The organism is Niallia laureatilytica, assembly GCF_046613985.1.
Lineage (GTDB): Bacteria > Bacillota > Bacilli > Bacillales > Cytobacillaceae > Niallia.
The window spans coordinates 555,350-578,618 of sequence record NZ_JBKKHP010000001.1; the positions used below are offsets into that span (position 1 = coordinate 555,350).

The 23,269-nt window shown below is 39.2% G+C and carries 25 protein-coding genes, 1 pseudogene and 1 riboswitch; of the genes and pseudogenes, 5 read left to right on the top strand and 21 right to left on the bottom strand.

The features are described from left to right. Positions 1-131: 131 nt before the first annotated feature. From ACLIJJ_RS02830 to ACLIJJ_RS02840, 3 genes and pseudogenes are all read right to left on the bottom strand, one after another. Complete coding sequence (locus tag ACLIJJ_RS02830) at positions 132-923, bottom strand: ABC transporter permease (protein ID WP_233313333.1); 792 nt, start codon at positions 921-923, stop codon at positions 132-134. Next, complete coding sequence (locus ACLIJJ_RS02835) at positions 920-1,840, bottom strand: ABC transporter ATP-binding protein (protein ID WP_233313332.1); 921 nt, start codon at positions 1,838-1,840, stop codon at positions 920-922. The genes ACLIJJ_RS02830 and ACLIJJ_RS02835 overlap by 4 nt, the downstream gene beginning before the upstream one ends. A gap of 1,060 nt (positions 1,841-2,900) precedes the next feature. Beyond that, positions 2,901-3,399 (bottom strand): annotated as a pseudogene (locus ACLIJJ_RS02840) (ankyrin repeat domain-containing protein). A 362-nt stretch (positions 3,400-3,761) separates the two neighbouring features. Between ACLIJJ_RS02840 and ACLIJJ_RS02845 the strand changes: the two are divergent. From ACLIJJ_RS02845 to ACLIJJ_RS02855, 3 genes are read left to right on the top strand one after another with little or no spacing between them, the layout of a single operon-like run. After that, entirely contained in the window at positions 3,762-3,986 is a 225-nt protein-coding gene (locus ACLIJJ_RS02845) for a spore coat associated protein CotJA (RefSeq protein WP_411410522.1), read from the top strand. Further along, entirely contained in the window at positions 3,986-4,246 is a 261-nt protein-coding gene (locus ACLIJJ_RS02850) for a spore coat protein CotJB (protein WP_282581436.1), read from the top strand. Before ACLIJJ_RS02845 ends, ACLIJJ_RS02850 begins: the two co-directional genes overlap by 1 nt. Before the next feature lie 20 nt (positions 4,247-4,266). Further along, complete coding sequence (locus ACLIJJ_RS02855) at positions 4,267-4,836, top strand: manganese catalase family protein (RefSeq protein ID WP_233313328.1); 570 nt, start codon at positions 4,267-4,269, stop codon at positions 4,834-4,836. Positions 4,837-4,880: 44 nt separating this feature from the next. On the opposite strand, the gene ACLIJJ_RS02860 is transcribed toward ACLIJJ_RS02855, so the two are convergent. The 5 genes from ACLIJJ_RS02860 to ACLIJJ_RS02880 form a co-directional block, all read right to left on the bottom strand. Then, positions 4,881-5,339: a YpbF family protein gene (locus ACLIJJ_RS02860; RefSeq protein WP_341077612.1), complete on the bottom strand. Its 459-nt coding sequence runs from the start codon at positions 5,337-5,339 to the stop codon at positions 4,881-4,883. 66 nt (positions 5,340-5,405) lie between these two features. Continuing rightward, a complete protein-coding gene (locus ACLIJJ_RS02865) occupies positions 5,406-6,230 on the bottom strand; it encodes a LysM peptidoglycan-binding domain-containing protein (RefSeq protein WP_411410523.1) in 825 nt (274 codons plus the stop codon). A gap of 41 nt (positions 6,231-6,271) precedes the next feature. Continuing rightward, positions 6,272-6,850: a CPBP family intramembrane glutamic endopeptidase gene (locus ACLIJJ_RS02870; protein ID WP_237941669.1), complete on the bottom strand. Its 579-nt coding sequence runs from the start codon at positions 6,848-6,850 to the stop codon at positions 6,272-6,274. Then, entirely contained in the window at positions 6,843-8,354 is a 1,512-nt protein-coding gene (locus tag ACLIJJ_RS02875; RefSeq protein WP_411410524.1) for a RecQ family ATP-dependent DNA helicase, read from the bottom strand. The genes ACLIJJ_RS02870 and ACLIJJ_RS02875 overlap by 8 nt, the downstream gene beginning before the upstream one ends. After that, positions 8,351-9,406 carry a YpbB family protein gene (locus tag ACLIJJ_RS02880; RefSeq protein WP_411410525.1) on the bottom strand — a complete coding sequence of 352 codons (1,056 nt, stop codon included), beginning with the start codon at positions 9,404-9,406 and terminating at the stop codon, positions 8,351-8,353. Before ACLIJJ_RS02880 ends, ACLIJJ_RS02875 begins: the two co-directional genes overlap by 4 nt. Before the next feature lie 245 nt (positions 9,407-9,651). Here ACLIJJ_RS02880 and ACLIJJ_RS02885 point away from each other — a divergent pair, with 245 nt between their 5' ends. Further along, positions 9,652-9,900 carry a ferredoxin gene (locus tag ACLIJJ_RS02885; protein ID WP_233313323.1) on the top strand — a complete coding sequence of 83 codons (249 nt, stop codon included), beginning with the start codon at positions 9,652-9,654 and terminating at the stop codon, positions 9,898-9,900. A gap of 44 nt (positions 9,901-9,944) precedes the next feature. Here the strand turns inward: ACLIJJ_RS02885 and ACLIJJ_RS02890 are convergent, their stop codons facing one another. From ACLIJJ_RS02890 to ACLIJJ_RS02950, 13 genes are all read right to left on the bottom strand, one after another. Continuing rightward, the gene (locus tag ACLIJJ_RS02890; RefSeq protein WP_233313322.1) at positions 9,945-10,535 is read right to left on the bottom strand and encodes an ECF transporter S component; all 591 of its coding nucleotides are present in this window, start codon (positions 10,533-10,535) and stop codon (positions 9,945-9,947) included. A 165-nt stretch (positions 10,536-10,700) separates the two neighbouring features. Continuing rightward, positions 10,701-10,833: riboswitch (FMN riboswitch) on the bottom strand. A 217-nt stretch (positions 10,834-11,050) separates the two neighbouring features. Then, the gene (locus tag ACLIJJ_RS02895) at positions 11,051-11,932 is read right to left on the bottom strand and encodes a M23 family metallopeptidase (RefSeq protein WP_233313321.1); all 882 of its coding nucleotides are present in this window, start codon (positions 11,930-11,932) and stop codon (positions 11,051-11,053) included. Positions 11,933-12,219: 287 nt separating this feature from the next. After that, positions 12,220-13,413, bottom strand: a complete 1,194-nt coding sequence (locus ACLIJJ_RS02900; RefSeq protein WP_233313320.1) for a hypothetical protein — start codon at positions 13,411-13,413, stop codon at positions 12,220-12,222. Further along, complete coding sequence (gene sigX / locus ACLIJJ_RS02905) at positions 13,388-13,957, bottom strand: RNA polymerase sigma factor SigX (RefSeq protein ID WP_411410626.1); 570 nt, start codon at positions 13,955-13,957, stop codon at positions 13,388-13,390. The genes ACLIJJ_RS02900 and sigX overlap by 26 nt, the downstream gene beginning before the upstream one ends. Positions 13,958-14,141: 184 nt before the next feature. After that, entirely contained in the window at positions 14,142-15,908 is a 1,767-nt protein-coding gene (locus tag ACLIJJ_RS02910; RefSeq protein WP_237941671.1) for an ATP-binding protein, read from the bottom strand. Further along, entirely contained in the window at positions 15,905-16,621 is a 717-nt protein-coding gene (locus ACLIJJ_RS02915; RefSeq protein ID WP_233313317.1) for a response regulator transcription factor, read from the bottom strand. Before ACLIJJ_RS02915 ends, ACLIJJ_RS02910 begins: the two co-directional genes overlap by 4 nt. Before the next feature lie 225 nt (positions 16,622-16,846). Next, a complete protein-coding gene (locus ACLIJJ_RS02920; protein WP_237941672.1) occupies positions 16,847-17,575 on the bottom strand; it encodes a pseudouridine synthase in 729 nt (242 codons plus the stop codon). Between the two features lie 158 nt (positions 17,576-17,733). Next, on the bottom strand, positions 17,734-18,267 hold the full coding sequence (locus ACLIJJ_RS02925; RefSeq protein ID WP_233313315.1) for a spore maturation protein: 534 nt from the start codon (positions 18,265-18,267) through the stop codon (positions 17,734-17,736). A 7-nt stretch (positions 18,268-18,274) separates the two neighbouring features. After that, on the bottom strand, positions 18,275-18,862 hold the full coding sequence (locus tag ACLIJJ_RS02930; RefSeq protein WP_233313314.1) for a nucleoside recognition domain-containing protein: 588 nt from the start codon (positions 18,860-18,862) through the stop codon (positions 18,275-18,277). Further along, the gene (locus tag ACLIJJ_RS02935; RefSeq protein ID WP_233313313.1) at positions 18,855-20,003 is read right to left on the bottom strand and encodes a D-alanyl-D-alanine carboxypeptidase family protein; all 1,149 of its coding nucleotides are present in this window, start codon (positions 20,001-20,003) and stop codon (positions 18,855-18,857) included. Before ACLIJJ_RS02935 ends, ACLIJJ_RS02930 begins: the two co-directional genes overlap by 8 nt. A gap of 154 nt (positions 20,004-20,157) precedes the next feature. Continuing rightward, positions 20,158-21,051, bottom strand: coding sequence for a superoxide dismutase (locus ACLIJJ_RS02940; RefSeq protein WP_237941673.1), 894 nt, complete (start codon positions 21,049-21,051; stop codon positions 20,158-20,160). Positions 21,052-21,183: 132 nt separating this feature from the next. Next, positions 21,184-21,765 carry an SMC-Scp complex subunit ScpB gene (scpB, locus tag ACLIJJ_RS02945; RefSeq protein WP_282581398.1) on the bottom strand — a complete coding sequence of 194 codons (582 nt, stop codon included), beginning with the start codon at positions 21,763-21,765 and terminating at the stop codon, positions 21,184-21,186. Beyond that, positions 21,762-22,517, bottom strand: coding sequence for a segregation/condensation protein A (locus ACLIJJ_RS02950; protein ID WP_233313310.1), 756 nt, complete (start codon positions 22,515-22,517; stop codon positions 21,762-21,764). The genes scpB and ACLIJJ_RS02950 overlap by 4 nt, the downstream gene beginning before the upstream one ends. Before the next feature lie 190 nt (positions 22,518-22,707). On the opposite strand from ACLIJJ_RS02950, the gene ACLIJJ_RS02955 reads away from it, so the two are divergent. Further along, entirely contained in the window at positions 22,708-23,235 is a 528-nt protein-coding gene (locus ACLIJJ_RS02955; RefSeq protein WP_411410526.1) for a DUF309 domain-containing protein, read from the top strand. Positions 23,236-23,269 lie beyond the last annotated feature (34 nt).

A 23,269-nucleotide genomic window follows, 5' to 3' on the forward strand; every position in this document is an offset into this window, starting at 1 on the left:
ATATCTGAGTTCTTATGCTCCAATATTATTTTTTTGCGTAAACTCCGTTACTCCGCTTCCCATTGCATCATGGCTGCTTTGACAAATTTGGGCTGACGCTGCTTAATTTGAAATGCCTCTTTTCTAACCATCTATTTTAAAATAGATTCATAGCTAAATTTCTCCTTCGAGCCTTTCATAAGAATTGCCGCAAGCAATGCCAACACAACTCCTAAAGCTAATAAAATCCAGATACTTACAAGCAGTAATCCTGTAAATTGTCCAACCACGAGGAGTATCACCGGCAGGACTAGGAAGACTGTGCGCTGCTGGGCTTCCTCCACTGTCTGTGCTTTCGCAGATGCGCGTACAATTAGCGTAATGGCAATCAAAGAGATGGCCGGAGATATAAGCAGCATGATAATCATCCAACTAATGTCAGGCAATATAATGGCGCCTGTCGTTAAAACTATTTCAATTTCCATGACAAGAATCATTGCGAAGAATGATGTAAACGAGACAATCATGCTCATCAAAAAGGAAGCAAGTATTTTTGATTGGAATATTTGCCGCAATGATAGCGGGCAATAAAGTAACGTTTCCAGTGTGCGATTTGCTTTCTCCCCGACAATGGAACTTGCCGCCATTACAGAAGAAGCCATTATTGGAATGATTAAAAAGAATACAGGCATAATGTTGTTCAGCACAAGCTTTATTATATTCTGATTGAAGTTGCCTGCCTGTTCCGCAAGGGGAAGCATCTCTAACAGCTTTTGAAATTCAGCTGTTTCTTCTGGCACAAAGTGTATGACTAGGATAAATATCGAGGGTAGGATGACTGTCAATACCAGCGGTACAATCAACATAACGGAAAACATTTGCTTGTTACTTGTGATTCCTCGTAAATCCTTTTTTATGATGGCTCTTTGCATTGCATTAATCATTTAATGGTCTCCTTCTGCTTTTCTTTTTCAATTAAATTGAAATAGATATCCTCCAGCGAAGGACGCTTCATTGACACATGGTAAACATCGCCACCTTCTTCTACGATGCTAGAGACAATATGGGGGATTTCCTCTTCCGTTTGAATATCCATTTCAAAATTCCGTTCTCCTATTTTTCGATATGACAGACTGCCGGGTAGCTTGCTGGCTTTTATCTTGACTTTCATTCCGGAAATAACCTTGGAACGAAGCTGCTCAAGACTTCCAGATGCGAGTAAAGTTCCCTGATTCATCAATCCAAATGAGGTGCAAACCTCCTGCGCATAGCGCAATTGATGGGTACATAAGAATATGGTCATTCCTTTGTCACGTGCAAGACTTTGGATCAGTTTGTTGACACTTTGGGCACTTTCAGGATCAAGCCCGGAGGTAGGTTCATCTAAAAACAGGACTTTGGGTTGATGAATCAACGCGCGAGCAAGGGAGAGCCGTTGGCGCATACCTGTAGAATAGGTGGTTAGTTTTTTATCTTTCGCATCCGAGAGATTCAACTTTTCTAATAGAGATTCAGCGTGTCTTTCACTCTGGCCAGAACTTTTGCCGAATGCAGAGGCATAAAAAATGAGGTTTTGAATCCCTGTCAAATTGTCATACATCTGCGCATGTTCCGTCACAACACCGGATAGACCATGCACTTTTTCTGGATTTAGAGTCGGATCAATTCCTAACACCCGGCAGCTTCCCGCAGAAGGTGTGAGCATGCCATTCAAAACTTTGATAGTAGTGGTTTTTCCGGCACCATTCGGGCCTAAAAATCCAAAAACTTCACCTTGCTCAAGAGTGATGCTTATATTATCCACCGCCTTTTTACCCCCGGGATATATTTTTGACATATGATCTATAACAACTGCTTTCATTATCAAACCTCCTTATTTTCAATCAAAGTACTATGCTCTTAACCGTTGGTCAGATTCTTCCGGAGATTAATCCTGGGGTAGCGCTGTCTCCATTTTGATTATTGTTTTTAGCCAGCTATCAATAAGAGCAAAAAATCATCTCCGTGAAGATGCAAAAGATAAATGATACAAAACCAACTCAGTGTAATTCTCTGATAACTCTAATACTTATCCCATTCACTTCAGCGTTATATTGTCCTTGCACTGCGGATATATAATAACTTGCGGTTCTCTTGCATTCATTCACCACTCCTGAAGGCGTTCCCATCATGGAATATATTAGAGAAAGCAAAGCCTTCTCCCGAATGCCCTTTAACGTTCATAGAGGAAGTAACTACGGATTTTCCCGAACTTTCCTTACCATCTAAATCTTGATAACGTACAAAGCTTGTTTAACCCCTAGAACACCCGATGTTAAATAATGGGAATATCCTCTTATCCATTCACTGTCTAACTGTTCAAAAGCAGAATCTGACTCAGCTGCTTGCTTATAATAGAAATTATACCCCTCTGCCTCTTCTATCCCCTGCCACCTCTAGCTCTCCATTTGTGTTTAGCACAACTACATTCTCGTTCGAATAATTACTGATAGATGAAATGCTAGAATTAGTTTCAGCTGCATTTGTAGGTATTGCAGCAGCCTATATAATAACAATGGGTGATACTAAAGCAATCGCGATTGCCTAGAATGCTTTTCTTTTTCCCTTCTAATTTTTTAGAAATTTTAAATACCCCTTAGAAAGTCAACATTGATTTAAAGCGTTTCCAATAAGTTGTGGCGGAAAAATAATTCTCAATACAAATATAACAAGTAAAAGAATAATTTTCTGCAGGACTTTTACTCTAATCTCTGAAAATGGTATTATCAGCATCCTTTTATCGTAATAGTATAGAGGTCATGAGAATTTCACTTTCAAAAACGCAAGCAGATTTTAATCATGTCTAGTCTATCTTACATTGTAAAATCCCTTCGCTTCACTAATGGAAATGAAAAACTCTCCAGTAGCGGAGAGTTTTTCATTTATTCTATTTCATCTATCTTCTGCTTTAAATATTTAGCGATTTCTGTTTGCCCAAATTGTCTAGCATATTCATATGCATCCATATTCTTAATATTCTCTCCTGTATATCTAATTGAAATATCTATTCCCTTTTCAACTAGAAACTCAGCTACATCTTTATGCCCGCCATAAATTGCTCCAAATAACGGATTTCTGTTTGCCAAGCTCACATCTATTTCTGCACCATGCTCTATTAAATACTTCACTATTTTCAAATGCCCAGCTCCTGCTGCCAAATTTAATGAAGAAGCATCAAAGATATCACCTTTTGTATTAACATCGATTCCTTTTTGAACTATACTCTACTATTCCAAAATGTCCTTTCTTTGCTGCAACATGTAACCAGGTACCAAATGGAGTCATTAAGTGTGGATTATCATCTATTAAATGCTTTACTTCATTAATATCACCAATCTTTATAGCATTTCTTATCGTTTTATTTACAATTTTTTTATCCATAATATTAGCCCTTCTGTATTTTCTAATATCTTGTACTAGCTATGCACCTTAATCTTCAAGTCCTTCAACTATATCATCAAAGTCATGCCCATTTCTCCAATAGCCCTTAACCGTTTCACTATTTCCTCTAAAGCATCAAGACTCTGTTGTCCTACTTGGGCATTTGGTGCCAAGACAAGATTTCCTTCCCTATAAATGTTTTAACTTTCTATATACTTTATAGTAATAGCACCCATTAATCAAAAACCAAATACTATTAGCAATCCGCATCAAGTTACTTCTTCGGTCAAAAAACATTAGAATGATTTTGCAAATCATTCATATTATTGTAAAGATATGAAAATAAAGGAGGGCTTTTTGTTATGAGTCAGTTTTATAAAAAATACCACCCTTATATAAGCCCTAATGATCCTTGCCCGCCATTGAAAACAAAAGTATATTCCACCCCGCCCAATTTATATATGGGCTTTCAGCCACCCCATTTGCCGCAATTTACACCAATGGAAGCACTCAAAGCAGGAACATTATGGAAAGCTTTTTATGACCCTTATTATAGTCCTTATGAAAAAAGAGAAGGTGATGCATGATGAAACAGCTGCCTGCAGAATATTATCAGCTTCTTGAACAGCTGCAAGCTGTTGACTTCGTACTGGTCGAATTAACACTTTATCTTGATACACATCCGAATGATCAAGATGCAATCAATCAATTTAATCATTATGTTAAAGAAAGAGAAAAGTTTAAACAGCTATATGAAAGCAGGTATGGTCCACTTCTGCAATTCGGAAACAGCTATTCTGGCAGTCCATGGGATTGGGACACAGGGCCATGGCCTTGGCAAGTATAAATGATTGAGGGGGCATTGATATGTGGCTTTATGAAAAGAAATTGCAGTATCCTGTTAAGGTCAGCACCTGTAATCCCATGCTGGCTAAATTTCTGATAGAGCAATACGGCGGCGCAGACGGGGAACTGGCTGCAGCACTGCGCTATTTAAATCAGCGTTATACGATACCTGATAAAGTGATTGGCCTTTTAACAGATATCGGCACAGAGGAATTTGCTCATTTAGAAATGATTGCAACAATGATCTATAAATTAACTAAAGATGCAACTCCAGACCAACTAAAAGCTGCCGGCCTCGATGCGCATTATGTCACACATGAAAAAGCGTTATTTTATCATGATGCTGCAGGTAATCCGTGGACTGCTACATATATCCAGGCTAAAGGTGACCCGATTGCGGATTTATATGAGGATATTGCTGCTGAGGAAAAGGCGCGGGCGACCTATCAATGGATTATTAACATGAGTGATGATCCTGACTTAAATGATAGCCTGCGGTTTTTGCGGGAAAGAGAAATTATTCATTCCCAGCGGTTTAGAGAAGCGGTTGAAATTATTAAAGAAGACAGAGATCGAAAGAAAGTATTTTAGAATATGCAAAAAGAGACTAAAGTACAGTATTTTAGTCTCTTTCTCTACTTTGTTTCATGGAAAAGATTAATGTCATACTCCTGTTTCATCATATAAAAAACATGGTGGCGGCCCTTCCACTCTTCTTCCTTCTTCCAAAGATCTTTAGCTTTATCGATAATTTCACAACGGAGCTCATGATATTCCTTCTCTGCTTTATCCTTTTTTTGTTTAAGAACATTCATAAATCCGAAGGAACCAACAATCATGGCCAGTGCATAGAGATTAAATGTTTTAGCGATAAAAATAGAAAACATGATGGCAAAGGAATGGGAGAACGGAACGGCAATATGTTTATACAGCCAGTAAGCGTAAAAAAATCCAAAAATAATTGTCAGCCACATAACAAATAAATGCCTTGTTTTTATCATGTCAAATTTACGTTTTTTCTCCACTAGCTTTTGCAGCATTTCCTTTGTCGTTTCATCTGTATTGCTGTCAAGATTTAATATCGACGATTCCATATGCCAATCCTCCTTCCCTTTCACTATATGAAAGGAAAGGACAAGTTAGAATCATTTATTTAGCGGTTATTGTGGAATTTTTAATACTTGCCCAGCCAGTACATTATCACTTGTAAGCTGGTTTGCTTGCTTAATGATCTCTATTCCAGTTTTAGAGTTATAATATTTCATCGCTATTCTGTATAGTGTTTCATTAGCTGCTACAGTATGATAGATAACCGATTGTTGGGAGGCTGCTTCTGCATTTTCTGTTTCTGTTTTTTCAACCGGTTCCTGCTTTTCCACCTCAGAAGCAGCTGCCTTTTCCGCTTGGCTGTCTGCTGTGGTTTTTTCCTGTTCTGCTGCTGTTTCTTGTTTCTTTGCAGCCTGCTCTTTTTTCTGTTGTTCTGTTTCTTGTTTCTTTGCAGCCTCTTCTTTCTGTTGTTCTGTTTCTTTTTGCTTGGCTACTTCTTTTTCTTCCTGCTCAGCACTGGCTGCTTGTTCTTTTGCGGTTTCATCAGGCTTTTCTTCTGCTTCACTGTCTTCTTTTTCTACTGTTACATTACCAGTTGCAGAACTACTGCCCTTTTGTTCAACGCCTATCTGCTCGAATTGATTGGAAGAGCTGTTCACTGGAAGCACTGTGTCAACTGAATAGCGGTTTATCATTTCATGTATGCCGAGCAATAGTACAGGCAGGGCAATAAAAGAAATAGCAAGAATCGTCATGCCTGTATACTTTTGGTTTTTCTTTTTCTTTTTTTTCTTTTTATGATGAACAGCTCTGCGCGACGGCAGTTCTTCTGTTACTCTGCTTGGAATCGGTTGAGCTGGCTTTTCACTTTCTTCCAACCGAGAAAGCCGTTTTTTCTGCCGTTCTGCTTGAACTCTGTAAGGATCTTCTCTTGTCATGAACATCCCTTCCCCCTAAACATATTTCAAACGTAATAATATTAGTCAAAAACCTTATATCTAATCAGCAAACCAAGGAAAAAGTCGATTGTAAAATGCATGATAATGGTCGCCAGTAAACTTCCTGTCCACATATATAAAAACCCAATTAAAAGACTTATAAAGATGATGTTTACAAATAAAAACCAATTAAATAAATATCGGTAGTGGATGACTGCAAAGATAATGCTTGCTGCCAATAATCCTAAATTTGTTTGAAGGATACCGCGAAACAATATTTCTTCACTGATACTAATCACAGCAGCGATTATGGCGATATGAGCTGGATGCATATTTTGAAATATTCGTTTGTTTAGTCCGCCGTCATCATGATACTTTTCAGGTAGATATCTCATAAATATCATATCGAGGCCAACAACCGCCGCACCTAAGGCAAAGCCGATTAAAATATGGTTCCAATTAAAGAGGCTTAAAGAAGTAAATAGATCTTCTATCTGGAATACGAATATACCTAAGCCTGCAGAAATAATTAATAATATAAATTGTGTTATATATAAGTGCTTTATAAGCTCTTTATCAGACAAAGTATTTAACAGCTGGGAATATTTTTGTTTATTCATCGGCTTTTTCTCTTCTCTTATTTAGAATAAAAGCAAGCTGTCTTTTCCAGCCATCACCAACAAGCTCTGCCTTATCATTAATAGGCTGACCCGCATAAAACCTCTCCATATTCAAACCGCAATTATCACAGCATACGGAATTAATTGGTGCTTCTTTTTCCTGGAAATAGCTCGTCAAATAGGATCTGCGGCATTGCTTTAATAATACCCATGCAAGCATATCGTGTATGCTTTGTTTTTTAACAGCAAGCCTGTTCTTGCAAAATTCACTAAAATGGTTAAGCTTTGCTTCTATTTGCTTGCAGGTTTTTCCTTCTGGCTGAACATAGGCAGTTAGCACTCGCCATTGAGTTTCAGTGAATTGCTCCATTATCCAAGCCAGCTCTTTTTCAGCCCAATCTTCATATGTAGTATATGGAAGCAGAGACCTTCGCAGTTGATTTAACTGCAGCTCATTCGGCAGCTCCATTTCCGTGAGCTGATAAGCAAGCGTTTCGTCACCTGGCACATATAAGAGGATGGAAATACTGTTTTGACGGTCTCTGCCAGCCCTGCCGATTTCCTGTAAAAAAGACTCTACTTGTGTTGGGAAATGATAATGAATAACATAACGGATGTTCTCCTTATTAACTCCCATGCCGAATGCACTTGTTGCACAAACGATATCAAGCTGGCCATTCAAGAACTGTTGCTGAATCAAGATGCGATCCTCTTGGGACATGCCGCCATGATAGGCATTTATTCTTTTACCCGAGTTTTGCTTAAGTTCTGCAGCGGTTTGCTCTGCCAGCTTTTTGCTTGAAAAATAAATGATGCCAGGTCCTTGCAGTGTGTTTGTCAGTTCTTCAAGCCTTTTCCTTTTTTCTATCCCACTCGATAAAATTTCTGCTGTTAAGGCAATATTGGGTCTGTCGACACTGTAAATGACTTGTTCAACAAATTCTAGAGCTAATGATGATATAATATCTTTTCGGATGGCGGGAGTGGCTGTTGCTGTAAGTGCCAATGTTAATGGATTTCCCAACTCCTTGCGCACTATCCCTAAATTTTGGTACTCTGGTCTGAAATCATAGCCCCATTGGGAAATACAATGAGCTTCATCGACAACAAATAAACCAATTTCCAGTTTTTTCAAAACATTCAATATATAGGGTGTTCCAATCATTTCTGGGGAAATAAACACGAATTTATACTTGCGTATATTTTTAATTACGTCATTTCGCTCTTGCCAGTTTAAAAAGGAATTAATGGCAACAGCACTTTTTTCGCCATTCATTTTCATTTGTTCGACTTGATCTTGCATGAGTGACAGTAATGGCGAAATGATGATGACCGTCCCTTTCAGAAGTTTCCCAGGCAGCTGATACACCAATGATTTCCCTGTTCCAGTCGGCAGCATTGCCAATGTATGACGATTCTCCATTAATGCTGAGATTGCTTCCTTTTGTCCTGGACGGAAAGAGGGCAGCGAAAATAATTTCATTAGGTTTTTTTCTAAATTCAATTTATGCCTCCCCCTAACTTCGCAAGAACGATTCTTATTTCAAAATATGACACTTCAGGAAGCTGTTGTTTGATTTGCTTCAACGACTTGGAAGCAGTAACTTCTGCGATTTTTTTTATTTTAGCTATTTTGTCGGGACTAACATATTCTTCAATCGAAAAATCAGGGATATTTAACACGAGTTCTGCGATATGATCTTCAATTGTACTCATCTTCAAACGTCGCATTGTACTTATTTCGTCAAGGCTTAAGCCTTTTTGAATATATTCATATGTCGCTTTGGTTGAATTAGTCAAAATATATGCAGTATTATCATCCATCACCATTTGTCTTAAAAATGGGAATTTTTCTTTAGCACTGAGAATTTTCTTCAGCATAAAGTGAAGCAATGACAGAAAGTAAAGCTCATAATAACTTCTGTCTATCCCAAAACTAGCTGCCGCTTGCTCTGGAGTTAGCCCAATATGCTCTGACCCTGTTAACCTGCACACAAGGTATTCAGGTAACACTGCTTCATCATCGAGGCAATCAGCCAATTCTTGGTAAAGCTGTTCATTCAGTGATTGTCTGTCGCCAGCATAATTCTGCAATGCTTGCTTCATCCACGCCTGTACTACGATATTTCGCTGAATTGGCATATAGCGATTATCGCCTTTGGAAAGATGGGAGGCAACTTGAACAGAAAGTGCCAGCCGCTCCCAAAATCCTACAGCAATTCGGTGATATTTCCAGCCATTTAAATGGGTAGGAATAGGGTATTCTATAAGTAAACGCGCAAACTCATCTTCTTGTTTCGGATTGATGTCATAATGCTGAAATGTTTTTCCTTCAGCAGTCCATTTCTGCTCTTTTAAAGCAGAAATAATCCTGTCGAACTCTGCTCTTGATAAATTCGGGTATGTTTGAAAAAAAGGCATAAGTTCAAAAATATGGATATCCTGTATCGTTTGCGCTGATTTTTTGCCGTTTAGGATATGAAGGACAGAGTAGATAGTTCTTTCTCCCTTTATTCTTTGTAAACAATATAACACGATTACCTCAATAAAGGTCATATACGAAAACTCCTTAAAATAATGGTTCATGTCGAATTATGTACTTTCTTGCTTTATATTTTACCACGAAAACTGTACTTGGAGCTAAACTTGAATCATTAATGCGAGGTTTATTCCTTTATATTGGTCTTTTTTATTGAAAAGTTATACATTCAGTTTTACAATAAAGGATGGATAGTAAAGATGTATCATTATTTATAAATGCATATTACTTAACAAAAGAATACTGGAGGTTTTTACGACTCATGGCAAAATATACGATTGTTGATAAAGATACATGTATTGCTTGCGGTGCATGTGGAGCTGCAGCTCCTGATATCTATGATTATGATGATGAAGGCTTGGCATTTGTAATGCTTGACGATAACGAAGGAACTGTAGAAGTTCCAGAAGTATTGCTTGACGATATGCTTGATGCATTTGAAGGCTGCCCAACAGATTCCATTAAAGTGGCAGATGAGCCGTTTGAAGGCGACGCATTAAAATTCGAATAATAAAAAAAGCAAAAAGAGTTTTTCTCTTTTTGCTTTTTTTATTATTATGCTACCTTACGATATTGAGCTTGCTTTGTGATCCAGCCTTTCATTTTCGTAAAAACAAGCAGGAACAAGGCTGAAACGATAGCGCCTTTAATAAGGTTAAACGGCAGGATTAAGGAAATTACATATGCACGCATTTCGGCAGATGTCATTGGGTCCCATCCGATAAACTTAATATAAACTGGCAATAGTACAAAATAATTGAAGAAGCTAAGGGCTATACTCATCACAAGGGCACTTGAGATAAGGCCGAGCACCATTCCCAATTTTGATTTCAATTTATTGTAGATGAAATAGGCAGGCAGGATAAATGCAACTCCAGCAATGAAGTTTGCTAAATTTCCTACAGGTATTCCAATCTCACTGTTATGGACAATATAATCCAGAAGGTTTTTTATCAACTCTACCAATATACCTGCAACTGGACCAAGAATTAACGCTGTTACCAATGCTGGCAAATCACTGAAATCCAATGTCAAAAATGGAGGAAACGTTGGAAGCGGGAACTTGATAAACATAAGCACAAAAGCCATGCTGCTCATCATTCCAATCAAGACAAATTTCCTTACATTCATTTTCTTTTTATTCATTTCTTACTCTCTCCTTTTAGGATCCATCTGCCTAAGAAGAGAGATTCAGCAATTTTGTTAAGGCACGCCAAATAAAAACCTCAAGCTAACATGAGCTTGAGGGAGTGTTTAAAGGCATACTTAACAAACGTTCTAACTAATAATTTTTTCGAACGATTGCAGAACCTCCATCTTCTCCCATCCAGACTTTACTGTCGGTTTTGGATTTTCACCAAATCAGCCTAACGAATAGGCTCGCGGACTTAGAGCAATACTCCTCACCGCCGGTCGGGAATTACACCCTGCCCCGAAGATAGATCAATATTTTATTTTTTTACTAATTTATATTATACATAAGATTGGCTGTTATGGGAAGAACATTGCTTATAATAAAAGCGGGAAGTTTTATCGGAATTAAAAGGAGATTTTCGAACTGGGGCAACTCACAAAGAAAGAAACATACTGGGAACTTTGTTTATTGCCCATTCTCACTTAGTGATACTACTTTTATGTAAGTCAAACCTTTAAGGAATACATTATTCATAATAGATGTTCACATTAGGTGTGATGCCGCTATTTTTATCTTCCTGCTCCTTTAATTGCTTAAATTGAAGCAGACTCATGCTTTCAGGGGGAAGCAAGGCAGGTTGTTCACCTAATATTGCGCTTATTTCGTTTTCTTTTATGTAATAGATTGCTTTTTTATATGGAACTTGCCCAAGAGTTGGGTTATAGCCTACCGGCTCTTCTACCGTTATTTCCAAAGTTTCTGGTTTTACCTCTGCCTGTTTTTCGGCTTTTGCCTTTTCTTTTTTATTTTCTTTCGTGGTTACTTCTTTTTTTACAGGTTTGCTTTTTGCTTCAGCAGCTTCCTGTCTCGCTGGTTTCGCTGCTGCTTCGACTGTCTGTCCCACTTCTGCCTCTCCTAATGCCAATATCGGGTTTATCGCATTTTCCTTTGTTACCGTCCATTCTTTTTCGTGAATCTCAAAATGCAGGTGGACGCCAGAGGAATGGCCAGTATTGCCCATCTTCCCAATGAGGTCGCCCATTTCAACCTTTTGTCCTTCCTTCACTACTCGTTCATTTAAATGGGCATAAACGGTTTCTAAGCCATTAGTATGCTTAATAAAAATTACATTCCCGTAGGATTGGGAATAATAAGACTTTGTGACATTGCCGCTGTCTACAGCAAATACAGCAGCTCCAAGGTCACCTGCAATATCAATTCCTTTATGATCTCCATGTCTTGTATTAAATGTATCTGAAATCATGCCTTCACTCGGCCAAGTCCACCCTTTGGTGCGTTCAGACAGTGAAGGTGATTTAGCTTCTGAATGCTTGCCTCCTAAAAATAACAAGCTGACAAACAGAAGCATTATTGCAGCTATGAGCAGCCGTCTGATATAGTCTCCCATTGTATCCTCCTTTTTTTCCTAACACGAAAATAACCTGCAACAAATATTTGTTGAGAGAAAAAAGAAAATTGAAAAGTTCCTCTTTCACCATATGAGTACATGTTTCGTTATAGAACTGATCAGTCCACCTAGATGAAAGTGACAACCATTAGCATAAGAGCATTTGCCTAGTCTCCTAAAAGCTATGAAACAAATGTTAGTATGGGATATGTTCTCTTAATTCATGCATTCTTTTTCACCGTCTAACAAAAACAACTAAAAAAAGCTCCAGCTAAGCTGGAACTTTTTTAATTCATTTCTCGTTTATTTGCCGCTACAGGAACTGGGATTTCATCAGTAAATACAAATCTTCCAATTTGATTAATCCCAGCGTTTTCAAATCTCACTGTTTTAAATTGGAAATCCTTAGCGGTCAGCAAGATCGATTCTATAGCTCTAAGTGTAGCTTTATCCGCATGTAGGACGCTGTCTTTTGTTAAATACAGCTCCAATTCACTTGTTTCTATATTTGGAACTATCTTCTCGAAACGGATATTGTCAGGGATTGATGCAGACAGACCATATTCCGGCATATCCTTTTGCATATTGATAAGTGCGGTCTCAATATCATGATACGGTGTCTCCCAAGGAACATACAGGGCATTTTCAGCCTCGACTGAATCTGTTAAGAGATAGTACCCTCTGTTTTCAAGCTGCTGATAATATATCTCCGTCAAATCTCTGTCACCAACTAATACTCCCTTTTGACCCTTTCTCCTGAATTCCATTTTATCGGCACCGACACTTTCCAGCTGCTGATAAACAATAGAGTTTAAGAAGTCATCTGAACCGATTGCTCCAAGGGATGTGACATCATCTGCGAAGTCAATAATAACTGTCTTATTGCTCATGTCATAACTGACTGTCCCATCAAATGGGTAATAGTTATCAAGGCCCCAGCTTGTTTCCTCAATGGCAGACATGTATTTTTTATACAGGTCAAATTTAGATAAGCTGTCCGGATTTTCAACAAGAATGCTGACAGGCACTGCCACCTGCAGATTCTTATCAGGAATAGGGTATGTGAGCAGCTCTTTGTCTCCTACTTCTTCTGCATACAAAGCTGTTGTTTGTAATTCAACATCTGCCTGTCGATTCTCGACTTCTCCTGACTGCTCTTTCATTTGGAACGAAGATGAGTTTTCTGTGCTTTGGCTGTCTTCATTAATTGCTATATATTTGCTGTTTTCGGATGAAGATGAATCACTTAAATTATAATTGCCGTTATTTGACCGAAAGAAGCTTTCTCCTATAACAATAAGAAGCATGAAAGCAAATACAGAAGCGACTGCTGGCATGAGCCAAGGACGGCGAATCCGTTGTTTAGACTTGCCGGCCGCAATATTTTGATAAATGCTCTTTGGGTCCCGTTCATCCTTAATGGCCGGGAATTGCCTCAACAGGCTTTTTAGCTGCTCATCGCTCCAATTGTTTTTTTCCATTGTATTCCTCCTCTCTCGTCCATTCCTCCATATGTTTTTTTAGTGCTTTTAAAGCGCGGTGCTGTGTTGTCTTTACCTTACTTTCTGTCCAGCCGAGTGTTTCTGCCGTCTCTGCAATGGACCGTTCCTGAATATAGCGAAGAATAAGGACCATCTTTTGGTCCACTGTACATACCTTTAAAGCTTGATATAAATATTGCACTTCTTCAGATAGTATAGCCACTTCCTCTGGCAGAGAATCATCAGCTTTGATTTGCTGTTTAGACCAATCAAACTTCTCCATGATTCTGTCCTTCCAGTTTTTATTTTTACGAAAATGGTCGATCGCTACATTCCGTGCAATACTGAACAGCCACGTTTTTTCTGCACTTTTCCCTTCGAAACGGTCATAGGATTTCAATACGCGAATATATACTTCCTGCACTAAATCTTCTGCCGTCTCTTTATGGCTGACCATATAAAATAGAAATTGAAAAACGTCATGATGATATTTTTTATATAGTTCATCAAAAACGGAGTCCATCAGTTTCTCCTCCCCGTTTATAAAATTAGTCGTATTGTTTTCCACAATAGTTACGGATTTTTTTCTTCTACAATAATTTTTTATGTAATTATTAAGATTAATCGTATTTTTAAGCAAAACAAAAAGGAAGGAATAATCCTTCCTTATGTTCTATTATGTTAAATTGTTTCTTGTGAATCAAGAAGAATCGGCAACATCTCTAAATTTATTCAACATTTCGGGGCAAAAAGATAAAAAATGTCGTTCCATGACCATACTTGCTTGTGACAGATATATGGCCATTATGAGCCTCCACGATATTTTTGGCAATGGCAAGCCCCAGTCCTGTGCCCGCGCTGCCTCTCGTCCTTGCCTTATCCGCCTTGTAAAAGCGCTCAAAAATATATGGCAAATCCTCTTCTTTAATCCCGGCACCGTTATCTTCTATTTCCAAGTAAATGCCGACATTATCTGATTTTGCATTGATTTTCACAGTACCATTGTCTTTCGTATGCCTGATGCAATTGTCGATAATATTTGTGACCACCTGCTCCATTTTATCAACATCCATCACAAATGGCGTCATATCCTCTTGGATATCCATCGTTATTTCAATATTTTTTTCTTTTGCGATTGCATTAAACTTCCGTGCAACCCGATGAAAGAAGGAAGTCATTTCCACTTCATCTAGGAATAGCTCAAGATGTCCCGCTTCCATCCTTGCTAAATCAAGGAGCTCATTGACAAGGCGGCCCATGCGAAGAGATTCGTCATAAATGATTTTGGCCATTTCCTGCTTTTCTTCCTCAGATTGTGCAATATTATCTACAATGGCTTCACTATAGCCTTGCAGCATACTGATCGGTGTGCGCAATTCGTGAGATACGTTAGCAATAAAATCGTTGCGCAGCTTGTCCAGCTTCCGCTCTTCGGTCATATCCCTAATAACTGCAATAGCTCCTCTTATCTGTTCCCTATTATAGAGGGGACTTACAATAATCACCCACGCTCTATGCGAAAGCTTCATCTCGGCAATTTGCTCTTCTCCCGTGCCGATGGCAAGCTGAAACAGTTCTTTCACTTCTGCAGGCACTTGCTCTTGCAGCGGCTCACTGCTGCCTTGTTCATAATGCCAATATTGCAGAAATCTTTCTGCCGGAGGATTTGTTATAAGCAAACTTCCGTTTTTATTAAACGTAAGCACACCGTCTGCCATGCCGCTCAGTATATTACCGAGCTGTTCTTTTTCTTGGCTTAAGGCATTTATGTTAAAGTTCAGCCGTTTTGCCATTTGATTAAATGCTACAGACAGCTCCCCTATTTCATCTTGAGACCATATTGGAACAGTAGTCTCGAAATTCCCTCTTGCCAGCTCCATTGCAGCCTCTCTCATCTTGCGGAGAGGGGCTGTAATTCTAGTAAGCAAAAAGAAAGCAAATATTGTTGTTAAAATAATGGCGACAACAGCAGCTAACACAATAAACTTCGTTGTTGAGTTTTTTGTATCATTAAGAACAGACAGATTTTGAAAAACATAGACTGCACCAATCGGTTTATCTCCCTGAAGTATAGGAACACCGCTTGCTGTCACTTCAACATTCTCATTTGTTCCTTCGCTTGCAAGTTTAATTGTTTGCATAGTCTCCTTGCCGTTAACGTTCACTTGTTTAAGCTGTTTGCTTGATAGGGCCGTTTCCATTGAATCCTGCGTAAATTCACTGTCCGGAGATATCGAAGTCTTACCATCTAATTCAATCGCCGCAGCGGCAGATTCATCCACCAGCTCCCACACGATATCCATGCCGATATCCGGATGTTGCTCAAGAATGCTTGACGCCTTGGCAGCATTGCTTGTCAGCTCTTTTTTTGTCAACTCCATATGATACTGCTCAAAATACTCAAGGAGCATAACAGTCAATATAATCAATACGACTGAAATCAGCAGTAAAAAGGTACTCCAAAGCTTAAATACAACACTTCTCCAAAACATCATCCATTGCTGACCTCGAACTTGTAGCCTACTCCCCAAACTGTAACAATCATCCGAGCAGCGTCCTCTGATACCTTATTCAGTTTTTCTCTCAAACGTTTAACATGTGTATCGACTGTGCGTAAATCGCCAAAAAAGTCATAATGCCACACTTCTCTCAGCAGCAGCTCCCTGTCATATACTTTGTCTGGTGATTTAGCAAGAAATAACAGCAATTCATATTCCTTTGGCGTGAGACTGACTTCTCTGCCATTTGCAAGAACACGGTGCGCATCATTGTCAATTGTTAAGTAAGGAAACACAATTAAGTCCTTTGCACTGCTTTCACTTTGTACAAATCCAGCTGGAGCAGATCTTCTTAATAAAGCTTTGACTCTCAACACCACTTCCCGCGGGCTGAAGGGCTTAACAATATAATCATCTGTACCTGCTTCAAATCCTTGCACCCTGTTAATTTCTTCTCCTTTGGCAGTAAGCATAATAACAGGTGTCGCCTTTTTCTCCCTCAGCTCCTTGCAAACTTCCATTCCGTCCTTGCCTGGCATCATCAAATCGAGCAAAATAATATCATAATCGCTGGAAAGAGCTTTATTTAAAGCGGTTTGCCCGTCTGATGCTTCCTCAACAAGAAAGTCCTCTCGTTCTAAATACATTTTCAGCAGCCTTCTGATTCTGTCCTCATCATCCACGACAAGAATTTTTATTTCCTTCTCCATTTGGTAATCCTCCTTACAACGCTTCTATGATAATAATGGAAGCACGCTAAACACTTTTTTGCATGTTTCCTTTTTTGCCCATCTTATAAACAACAAAATCCCAAAGACTTGTTAAATATCAATGGGATTTCCGTAAAAAACTTATAATCATTATAGCATTTTAATGTTGCAGATATTGTAATCATGCACCTTGTTCTGTGAACGTTTTATGAATTTTTAACAAGCTTATTTTTTCTTATTCGCTTCCGTGCGAAGAAGTTTTACTTCATGTGCGGTTAATTCACGTGCATCACCAGGGCTCAAGCCATTCAAATTCAAAAAGGAGTATCGTTCCCTTTTCAGCTTTAACACAGGTGTGCCAATCGCTTCGAACATTCTGCGGACTTGGCGGTTTTTGCCTTCATGAATTTTCAACTCAACGATAGAGGTTCCTTTTTTCTTATCCACAGACAGAACCTTAGCTTTTGCTGGTGCTGTCTTACCGTCTTCAAGCATAACGCCTTTTTCCAGCAGCTTGATTTTCTCTCGCATCGGAATGCCTTTAATCTTTGCGACATATACCTTCTCTATTTCCCCTTTAGGGTGCATCATCAAGTTGGCGAATTCTCCATCATTTGTGAGCAAGATAAGTCCAGATGTGTCATAATCAAGACGTCCGACCGGATAGATTCTTGATGATATTACTTCAGAAAAGAAATCTGTTACTACTTTTCTGCCTTTATCATCATTCACACTCGAAATCACGCCGCGAGGCTTGTACAGCAAGAAGTATACAGGCTCCTCCCTTTCAATCGGAACACCGTTCACTTCAACCTTGTCAGAAGGTCCAACTTTTACACCTAATTCTTTTACGACTTTACCGTTAACAGTAACTCTTCCATCCAGAATTAATTCTTCTGCTTTCCTTCTCGATGCAATCCCAGCATGGGCAATTACCTTTTGCAGTCTTTCCATTTATGTTTCACCTCATTAAATTCATCAACAGCAATAGCTTACTTTTCAAACAGCCATATTTTTTGTCATCTTTTGAATTATGACATAAGTTTGCCCATTTTCAAAGGAAAGTCTGTAAAAACACTGAAATAAAAAAAAACTCCGAACGAATCGGAGCATCACTTACCAAACATTAATGTCACAACAACAATCGCTGCTACAAACCCGACAAGGTCTGCAAGCAGCCCTACTTTAAGTGCATCACCCATCTTTTTGATGCCGACAGCGCCAAAATACACAGTTAGCACATAAAAGGTCGTATCAGTACTGCCTTGAATAGTAGCCGCAAGCCGGCCGATATAGGAGTCCGGACCATAGGTGGCAATCAGGTCACTTGTCATACCAAGGGCTGCATTGCCAGAAATAGGGCGAATAAACGCAAGCGGAGCAACCTCTGATGGCACTCCAAAAAAGTCTAATGCCGGCTTTAGAAATCCCATAAAATATTCCAATGCCCCTGATGCACGGAATACCGAGATTGCCACAAGCATGCCCACTAAAAAAGGGATAATGGAAAAGGCCATTGAAATGCCCTCTTTCCCTCCTTCTACAAAACTTTCATATGTTGGTACACGCTTGTATGTTCCATAAACGAGAATAAAGCAAATTAAAGAAGGAATCATCCAAACTGACAACAGTGAAATAATTTCCATTATGAATTCATCCTTTTCTCATTCTTCGATAGTAAAAATATCGATCAATTAAAATCCCGCTAATTGCGGAGAAAATCGTCGCAATTAAGGTCGGTCCAACTATATCAGTCGGTGAAGCTGAATCGTAGTTGATGCGAATGGCGATAACCGTTGTTGGAATAAGCGTTATGCTGGAGGTATTTAATGCCAAAAAGGTTATCATGCTGTTGCTTGCACTCGTCTTGCCACCGTTTAACCGCTTCAGCTCCTCCATTGCTTTTATTCCAAGGGGAGTGGCAGCATTTCCCAAACCGAAGATATTGGCCATCATGTTGGAAAGAATATATCCCATGGCCGGATGGTCCTTCGGCACCTCTGGAAACAGCTTGGATACTAAGGGTCTGAACAGATTTGTAAGTTTTTTTAAGAGTCCTGCTTGTTCCGCAATCTTCATCATGCCAAGCCAAAAGACTAGCACACTGATTAATCCGATACATATCGTAACTGCTTCTTTTGCACCTGAAAAGATTGCCTTGTTGACTTCATCGATAGTCCCATTAAAGATGGCAAAAACTATTCCAATCACAGTCAGGAGCACCCAAATGATATTAACCATCCTTATCTACTCCCATAACTGCCAGAAACATACTTTTAAAATGGTCAAAGAAGCTCTTCTTTTCTTTTACTTTTGCATGTTCAAAATAAACGGGAGCAGTTTCTACCAGCTTGCCTTCTAAATAGATCTCTGCATTGCCGACTATGTCAGGAACACTCTGCTCCTTCTTTTTCCAATCTGCTTGGACTTTTGAAAGCTTAAATTGGATTTTTAACTCATCCTTCTCCGCTTCCGTAATCGGATACACTAAATCCTCTTTAATATACAGCTTGTTTTTATAGAAGGAGTCCTTTGTCTTAACTTTGCCTTTTTCCAGCACTAATGCCATTTGATAATTCTTAAATGCAGTCTCATACATGTTTATATGATCATCCCAATCATCAGGATCGTTTAAAGTGACTGCAATCAGCTCGACTCCATCTTTTTCCGCTGTGGAGACAAGGGTTCTTTTCGCTCTTTTTGTATAACCTGTTTTTCCGCCTGTGGTGTACTCATAAAGACCAGTCAGCAGCTTGTTTTTGTTCTTCCAAACCCGGTCCCATTCTCCATCAGGATTTTCTGAACGGTAATTTTTTGTTCCTGCTATTTTTTTGTATTGCTCATTATCCATCGCATACTTTGTTAGTAACGCCATGTCATAGGCAGATGAATAATGATCCTCATGATCATCCAGCCCATGAGGATTAGCGAAATGTGTGTCCTTCATGCCCAGCTCTTGTGCTTTTTGATTCATTAAGTAAACAAATCCGTCCAAACTTCCGCCGACATGCTCCGCAATAGCAGTAGCTGCATCATTCCCAGATCGAAGCATCAGCCCGTACACCAAATCTTCTAGAGAGATTTTTTCGCCGGCCTTCAAGTAAATCGAAGATCCCTCAGATCTAACTGCATTCTCGCTAATTTTCACCATATCATTCATTTTTCCCGACTCAATCGCAAGAATGGCTGTCATAATTTTTGTTATGCTGGCAATCCTTCTTTGGGTATGTGCATCCTTTTCATAAATGACTCGTCCTGATTCCTGCTCCATCAAAATGGCGCTGCTAGCACTGACATATATTTGCGCATTGGCATTTTGCGGGATAGTCAGCAACAGAAATGCCGTGATGCAAGATAGGAGTAATATCTTATATGGTTTCATATAACACTACCTCGTCTCCTTATATGGTTTGTACATATTTATGCAGGACAAGCGGGCTTATGACAAATTGGTAAAAACTTTAGACTTAGGCTCTCTTTTTAAAATCAAAAAAACAGACGAACCATTGCTGTTCGCCTGCATGCTCAATAAAAAATTAAAACGGCCTCCATTTCAAATCACTTGCCTTCGCAAACCTCTCTTCAACATCTTTCCAGTTAACGATTTTCCACCAATTACTGATATAATCAGCACGGTTATTTTTGTACTGTAAGTAATAGGCATGCTCCCAAACATCCAATGCCAACAAGGGAATTGTATCCCATTGAGTCAACAGCATATGCCTTTCTGATTGGAGAATTTCCAAATGGCGCGCCCGAGGTGACCAGACTAGGATTGCCCAGCCTACCCCTTCCACTGCCTTGGCTGCTTCTGTAAAGTGGTGCTTAAAAGCGTCAAAGCTGCCGAAATAATCCTTTATTGACTCAAGAAGCATCCCTTTAGGCTCTCCTCCGCCGTTTGGACTCATATTATTCCAAAAGATCGTATGCAAATAATGACCAGATCCGTGGAAGGCTAGCTCTCTCGACCAATGCTTCACAAGGTCAAACTTTCGATCTTTTCTTGCTTGTGCCAGCATTGTTTCTGCTTTATTTAGTCCATCCACATAGGATTGATGATGTTTTGTATGGTGAAGCCTCATAATTTCTTCCTCTATATAGGGCTCCAATGCATTATAAGCATACGGCAGCGGCGGCAGCTTGTGGCCTCCTGCCTTTACTGACGGTTCATTGATGAAAATCGTTCCAACCTGCTGTCTCTGCTTAAAGTAACCTTCCATTTCGTCCTGAAGCTCTTCCGCTTTATGCTGGATTTTAATCAGTTCCTCTGTATCAATCGGTTTGCGTTGGACCGTTTCCATTAAGGATGTAAACTTATCAAGGCTTTTCCAAATTTCTGCGCTTCTTTGGACATTCTCTGTTTCTAAAAAGTCCTTCAATTCTCTGTTCCAGACTAACACATCTTTTACATATTCATTGTAGCTGCTCATTGATCTCAGATAACCCCTTTTCTATCTAAAGTCATTCTTTACAGAATATGTGCAGAATGGGGGGAACATGTTTAAATAACCGAAAAAAAGAAGCAGGATGAATGCGTTGCTTTCATCCTGCCTCTTTTTGTTTTAGTCATCCAATTGCTGGAATGATTCGAAGAACAAATCTGCCTCTTCCTGCTTATAATCTTCCTCTTTTTCTGCTAATTCAGGAAGTTCCTTTAAGTCCTTTAAACCAAAATGATCTAAAAATTCCTTTGTCGTTCCGTATAAGATTGCCCTGCCTGCACCTTCTGCTCTGCCGACCTCTTTTATTAGCGCTTTTGCAGAAAGGGTATGAAGGGGCCTTTCTGTTTTCACACCGCGGATTTCTTCAATTTCTGCTCTTGTAATCGGCTGCCTGTAAGCAATAATGGCAAGGGTTTCAAGTGCAGCCTGTGATAATGTAGAAGCATGCGGGGATTCAACAAGCTTTTTTAAATAGACTGAATGCTCTTTTTTCGTGGCAAGCTGAAAGGTCCCGGCTATTTCCACAATGGAAATACCTCTATTTTCATCTTTACGATAATCCTCCATCAGCTCTCTTGTTACCTGCTCCGCCTCGAATTGCTCCACATTCAGGACATGGGCCAGCTGCTTAAGTGTCAAGCCTTCATCTCCAGCTGCGAATAATAAACTTTCAATAATACCTTTCCAATTTGTAACCATCAAAATCTTTCCTCTTCCTTTCCAACCACAAATATATCTGCAAAGTTATGCTCTTGTTCCACAAATAACGCCTGGCGCTTCATTAGCTCCAACAGAGCAAGAAAGGTCACAACTATATGGGTTTTATCATGGACAGGAAAAAGCTCTTCAAAATGAGTTCTTCTTCTGCTTTTAATGAAAACAAGAATTTCCTCCATCCTGCTCTCGATTGGAATTTCCTGTCTTGTTATTTTTGTCGATAGGGGCGCCTGCAGCTTTTTCCTGCGCATCAGCTTTTGGAACGCAGCCAGCATATCGTATAAAGACACGTCCAAATCGCTTTTAGCATTTTGATCTGCATCTTGGGTAAAGTCAGATAAATCGCTCGGAGGCTTCGTGAAAATCAACCCTCTCTCCTGCTCCATCTCCTTAAGATCATCCGCTGCTTCTTTAAATTTACGATATTCTACCAGTCTTTCGATTAAGTCTTCTCTTGAATCTTCTTCTGGCTCATACATAAGGTCATCATCAAGAAGCTCTTCATCGTATTTAGGAAGCAGCATCTTGCTTTTAATTGCGAGAAGTGTCGCTGCCATCACTAAAAATTCACTTGCAATATCAAGCTGCAGCTCTGACATTGCATGGATATATTCTAAGTATTGTTCCGTTATTTCCGCGACATTTATATCATATATATCAATTTCTAATTTATTTATTAAATGCAGCAGCAAGTCCAAAGGACCTTCAAAACTGTCAATCTTCACATTATATTGCATTATATCTCACCAAAATCCTAATAAAATAACATCCATATTCCTTATGCTAGTATAAGTATAGATGATTCCATAAAGTTATCCAATAATAAATTATACCATCTTCAAAAGCATATAGGGTAACTGACTTTTCTATCTGCTTGTAAAGGAAGTATAATAGCAAAAGATACTTTTTGTCGGGAAGGAGAAAATAGTGGTGTATCCAGATGAATATATTGAGTATTTGGCACATTTTCATGGAGATCAAGATTTCTTTGAGTGCCATGAAATATTAGAGGAATATTGGAAAGAGGTGGATCCAGGCAATAAAGAATCGATTTGGGTCAGCTTTATTTTAATGGCAGTATCATGTTATCACCATCGTCGCGGAAATTTCACTGGCGCACGCAAAACATTAGAAAAAGCCATTATCATGTTTAAGCATGGAAACTGGATATGGTCAGACTATGGACTGGATGAGCATATATTGCTGGCGAGATTGGAAGAAAGATTGCATAATATTAATAACCAGCTTCCCTTTAAACCGTTAGTCCTGCCTATTAACGATGCTTTTTTAGAAGAGCAATGCGTGAAATGGTGTCTATCGCATGGAATGGAGTGGAAATCAAGTTTAATACCTGCTGAAGCAATTGTTCATCGTCATCTGACACGAGATAGAAGCGAGGTCATCTTAGAAAGAAATGCTGCCATTGCAGAGCGTAAGGAACGCAGGAAGAAATAGGTAGCAAAAAATCCCTGACCGCTTACCTGTAAGG

Excerpts from the sequence above, each read along its gene's own strand:
- ACLIJJ_RS02950 (WP_233313310.1), bottom strand. The coding sequence starts at position 22,517 with ATGCAATATAATGTGAAGATTGACAGTTTTGAAGGTCCTTTGGACTTG.
- ACLIJJ_RS02935 (WP_233313313.1), bottom strand. The coding sequence starts at position 20,003 with ATGAAACCATATAAGATATTACTCCTATCTTGCATCACGGCATTTCTG.
- ACLIJJ_RS02895 (WP_233313321.1), bottom strand. The coding sequence starts at position 11,932 with ATGGGAGACTATATCAGACGGCTGCTCATAGCTGCAATAATGCTTCTG.
- ACLIJJ_RS02925 (WP_233313315.1), bottom strand. The coding sequence starts at position 18,267 with ATGGAAATTATTTCACTGTTGTCAGTTTGGATGATTCCTTCTTTAATT.
- ACLIJJ_RS02880 (WP_411410525.1), bottom strand. The coding sequence starts at position 9,406 with ATGACCTTTATTGAGGTAATCGTGTTATATTGTTTACAAAGAATAAAG.
- ACLIJJ_RS02920 (WP_237941672.1), bottom strand. The coding sequence starts at position 17,575 with ATGGAAAGACTGCAAAAGGTAATTGCCCATGCTGGGATTGCATCGAGA.
- ACLIJJ_RS02885 (WP_233313323.1), top strand. The coding sequence starts at position 9,652 with ATGGCAAAATATACGATTGTTGATAAAGATACATGTATTGCTTGCGGT.
- ACLIJJ_RS02915 (WP_233313317.1), bottom strand. The coding sequence starts at position 16,621 with ATGGAGAAGGAAATAAAAATTCTTGTCGTGGATGATGAGGACAGAATC.
- ACLIJJ_RS02865 (WP_411410523.1), bottom strand. The coding sequence starts at position 6,230 with ATGACAAGAGAAGATCCTTACAGAGTTCAAGCAGAACGGCAGAAAAAA.
- ACLIJJ_RS02845 (WP_411410522.1), top strand. The coding sequence starts at position 3,762 with ATGAGTCAGTTTTATAAAAAATACCACCCTTATATAAGCCCTAATGAT.
- ACLIJJ_RS02930 (WP_233313314.1), bottom strand. The coding sequence starts at position 18,862 with ATGGTTAATATCATTTGGGTGCTCCTGACTGTGATTGGAATAGTTTTT.
- ACLIJJ_RS02890 (WP_233313322.1), bottom strand. The coding sequence starts at position 10,535 with ATGAATAAAAAGAAAATGAATGTAAGGAAATTTGTCTTGATTGGAATG.
- ACLIJJ_RS02860 (WP_341077612.1), bottom strand. The coding sequence starts at position 5,339 with ATGGAATCGTCGATATTAAATCTTGACAGCAATACAGATGAAACGACA.
- ACLIJJ_RS02835 (WP_233313332.1), bottom strand. The coding sequence starts at position 1,840 with ATGAAAGCAGTTGTTATAGATCATATGTCAAAAATATATCCCGGGGGT.
- ACLIJJ_RS02940 (WP_237941673.1), bottom strand. The coding sequence starts at position 21,051 with ATGAGCAGCTACAATGAATATGTAAAAGATGTGTTAGTCTGGAACAGA.
- ACLIJJ_RS02900 (WP_233313320.1), bottom strand. The coding sequence starts at position 13,413 with ATGGAAAAAAACAATTGGAGCGATGAGCAGCTAAAAAGCCTGTTGAGG.
- ACLIJJ_RS02870 (WP_237941669.1), bottom strand. The coding sequence starts at position 6,850 with ATGAATAAACAAAAATATTCCCAGCTGTTAAATACTTTGTCTGATAAA.
- ACLIJJ_RS02855 (WP_233313328.1), top strand. The coding sequence starts at position 4,267 with ATGTGGCTTTATGAAAAGAAATTGCAGTATCCTGTTAAGGTCAGCACC.
- ACLIJJ_RS02910 (WP_237941671.1), bottom strand. The coding sequence starts at position 15,908 with ATGATGTTTTGGAGAAGTGTTGTATTTAAGCTTTGGAGTACCTTTTTA.
- ACLIJJ_RS02830 (WP_233313333.1), bottom strand. The coding sequence starts at position 923 with ATGATTAATGCAATGCAAAGAGCCATCATAAAAAAGGATTTACGAGGA.
- ACLIJJ_RS02850 (WP_282581436.1), top strand. The coding sequence starts at position 3,986 with ATGAAACAGCTGCCTGCAGAATATTATCAGCTTCTTGAACAGCTGCAA.